The sequence below is a fragment of the Corynebacterium sp. MSK074 genome (assembly GCF_030229735.1).
GTDB lineage: Bacteria > Actinomycetota > Actinomycetes > Mycobacteriales > Mycobacteriaceae > Corynebacterium.
This window is the reverse complement of record NZ_JASPIX010000025.1, coordinates 1-3,200: the sequence shown is the minus strand read 5'-3', so window position 1 is coordinate 3,200 and position 3,200 is coordinate 1. Positions and strand designations below refer to the sequence as shown.

The window sequence follows — 3,200 nt, the reverse complement described above, 5'->3', positions numbered from 1 at the left end:
TTCGGTGACACCGTAGTCATTATCGGTGAAACTCCTTCTAGATCAGAGCCTCACACACAAACTTCCTGACACCCTCCAGAAACGGCACGAACCGCTCCCAAGCGTCGCGCCAGACTTTGACCGACTGCGGGTATTTCCGGCCCAGTTCACTGGCTTCGAACGCATCCAAGGCGGCACGGGCGGTGTCCTCGTTTGCGGCCGTGTAGACCTCACGCAGCGCCCGGGAGACACCTTTGCGGTCCTGATACGACACCCACCGGTTCGCAGCCCGAATCAGGTGCACAATACAGGTCTGCACCATGGAATTCGGCCAGGTTGCCTCCACGGCTTCCGGCAAGCCTTTGAGCCCGTCGCAGCACACGATGAACACGTCTTGGACACCGCGGTTAGCCAGATCCGCACACACCGATGCCCAGAATGCGGCGCCTTCATTGTCGGCGATCCACAGTCCCAGGATGTGCTTGATGCCGTCCATGTCGACACCAACCGCCATGTAGCAAGCCTTGTTGACCACGCGGTGGCCGTCACGGATTTTCACGCGTAGCGCGTCGAGGAAGATCACCGGGTAAAACTCGTCGAGCTGGCGGTTTTGCCAGATCATGACTTCGTCCAAGACCGCATCGGTAATGGTGCTGATCGTATCCGGGCTCATATCCACCCCAAGGGTGGTCGCGAGGTGATGCTGGATATCGCGCACGGTCATCCCACCGGCGTAGAGCGAGATAATCATGTCGTCGAGTTCTGTGAGCCTGCGTGCACCCTTGGGCACCATCCGGGGAGTAAACGTGCCGGCACGATCCCTGGGCACGGTCACCTCAACTGCGCCGTAGCCAGAATTGACGGTCTTGGTGTACGACCCGTTACGGTGATTATTCTCCTGTGCGGTTTCGACCTGGGATTTCGCTTTGCGGTCGGAATGGCCGTAGCCCAAGTGCGCATCCATCTCCGCCTTAAGGCCAGCGTTGATCGATGCCTGCAGCAGGCCTTTGACCAGCTCGCTTGCATCATCAGCAGAAGTCGACAGCTCGCTGATCAAGCTGGCGATTTCAGGATTTTCCATCAGCTTCTCGCTGATCTCGTTGACCCTCGCCGGGTCATGGCTTTTCTTCGGTGACACCGTAGTCATTATCGGTGAAACTCCTTCTAGATCAGAGCCTCACACACAAACTTCCTGACACCCTTCAGGAATGACAGGCGAGGAGCAATCCGCGGGGACGGATAAGGCCACAGCGCGTTCAAATGTCTCACATGAGTGCAACGGTGAGGGGTGTAGAGAACGCACGGTGGGCGGTTGCGAATAAGTGACCACGCTGGCAGCCAAGAGGTACGAGCGATGAAAGATCAGCTCGAGCATTAGCGAACGTACTGACGTCGCTTTATTAGGTGTACTGACCGGGTACGTTGCGGGCACGCCGGTTCGGCGCACCGCCACAGCCGCTTGCGCCACACCAGCAGCACCGGCCGCCCCGCCGAGGGGATGTCACGCACCAGATGCTCACGCCGGCCGTGGGCCACCGCGACCACCCCGCACCGCGGGCACCCGGTCACCGACTCGGAGGTCTCCACCAACAGCTCCAGCTCACCGCCGTACTCACCGACGGCAAGCACCACCAACCCCGAGATGCCGAGCATCGCAGCGGGCAGGACGGTAGCCTCAACACTCACCTGGGACTCCTCTCGATCCGTTGCTTGGTCGCTACGAATCGTGGAGTCCCAGGCCCGTCTTCACCAGCCCAACCCGGTCAGCGCGTCGCAACCCGGCTACCACGCTTGGTGAGGAAAAGCTGCTAACATGGTTCGGCGACGGCCCGGGCACGTCCTTGTTCCTAACCGTCGTGCGCTGGGGTCCGCGTGGACCGCTCGGCCAGCGTCCATCCAGTCAGGAGGCAGTCAGCAAATGTTCGACGACAACGGCTCATTCCTACTCGCCATGTTCGAGTTCTTCATCTTCTTCGCATGGCTCATGTCCCTGTGGTGGATCTTCGGAGATCTCTTCCGCAGCAAGGACCTCGGCGGCTTCGCAAAGGCGCTGTGGGTGGTGTTCATCCTCGCGCTGCCGTTCATCGGAATGCTCGCGTACCTGCTTGTTCGAGGTCGGGGGATGACCGACCGCGCGGTCGAGGCGCGCCAGGAGCTCCAGCAGCGGCAGGATGAGTACATCAAGTCCGTCGCCGGCGGCTCCGCCGGATCGAGCCCGACCGATGAGATCGCCTCGGCGAAGGCCCTTCTCGACTCGGGAGCGATTACCCAGCAGGAGTTCGACCAGATCAAGGCAAGGGCGCTCTCCTCGGTCTGACCCTGGTCCGCTCCCTCGCCAGCCGCAGCGTCGCGGTCCGAGGGCGGCCATCCGGCGCGGCCTAGGTATTCGCCAAGCTTCAATGAAATGCAAAAGCCCCCTTACCTCCCACGCAAGAAACGCGGCAAGTAAGGGGGCTTAACTAGTACCGTTCGGCGTGCTTGATTTCTAGCGGTCGTGGAAACACCTGACATGGGTTGGGTGATTGTGTGGAGTCGAAATGGGTTCCGGATTCTGTTGTCGTGGCGCGGTTTGCGTCGTTGGTTCGGGCTGGTAGTTCAATACGGGCGGCTGCTGGTGTGGTTGGTTTACCGCGGTCGGTGGCTTATCGGCTTGCTGGTGAGTTGGACTTGCCGCGCAAGCGCCGCAGGCGCATTAGCTCGGCTGACAGTGAGGAAATAGCTCGCCTGTGGCTTGAAGGTGTGGCGCCAATGGATATTGCGCGCCAGCTTTCCATAGGCTCTACTCCGGTATATCGAATCGGTATTGAGCTTGGTTTGTGGAAACGCAATCCGTACGGCCGCAAAGCTGCAGCAACAACTCGCCGGTGTAGCTATCTGCAACTGCGTGTAAATGCTTTAGGACGCAAAGATGCCGCTTTAGCCTGTGGCATTCATCCGCGTAATGCTGCTGATATAGACAAAGGCGTCATTAAGCTTTCCACCGGGCGTGTGCCTTTTGTCCCGGATGGCCCGGATGTGGCGCTGTATAACAGGCTTATGCAGGTAATCGAGTACGTTGATGGTCGCCAAGCAGTTCCAGTTCAGGTTATTCCACAACAGCGTATCGATAGGCGTATTTCTTCGCGCTATCTATCGATAGAAGAGCGCGAGCTCATCTTTGATCTTGACCGGCAAGGCAAAGGTGTACGTGAGATAGCTCGGCGTCTTCAGCGCTCTGCTGG

At 59.3% G+C, this 3,200-nt stretch carries 3 protein-coding genes and 1 pseudogene; 2 read left to right on the top strand and 2 right to left on the bottom strand.

Translation table 11 applies throughout. The features are described 5' to 3' along the window. Positions 1–73: 73 nt before the first annotated feature. Together QP965_RS11380 and QP965_RS11375 are read right to left on the bottom strand one after the other, a co-directional pair. A pseudogene (locus tag QP965_RS11380) lies at positions 74–1,126 on the bottom strand (IS256 family transposase); the annotation flags it as partial. 227 nt (positions 1,127–1,353) lie between these two features. Continuing rightward, on the bottom strand, positions 1,354–1,665 hold the full coding sequence (locus QP965_RS11375) for a transposase family protein (RefSeq protein ID WP_010189373.1): 312 nt from the start codon (positions 1,663–1,665) through the stop codon (positions 1,354–1,356). A 232-nt stretch (positions 1,666–1,897) separates the two neighbouring features. On the opposite strand from QP965_RS11375, the gene QP965_RS11370 reads away from it, so the two are divergent. Both QP965_RS11370 and QP965_RS11365 read left to right on the top strand, forming a co-directional pair. Further along, complete coding sequence (locus tag QP965_RS11370; protein WP_070477224.1) at positions 1,898–2,296, top strand: SHOCT domain-containing protein; 399 nt, start codon at positions 1,898–1,900, stop codon at positions 2,294–2,296. Between the two features lie 209 nt (positions 2,297–2,505). Beyond that, the coding region (locus QP965_RS11365; protein WP_502869273.1) for a helix-turn-helix domain-containing protein at positions 2,506–3,200 on the top strand (695 nt) is incomplete at its 3' end.

Bases quoted from the DNA above. Each gene is read 5' to 3' on its own strand.
- QP965_RS11370 (WP_070477224.1), top strand. From the start codon at position 1,898: ATGTTCGACGACAACGGCTCATTCCTACTCGCCATGTTCGAGTTCTTC.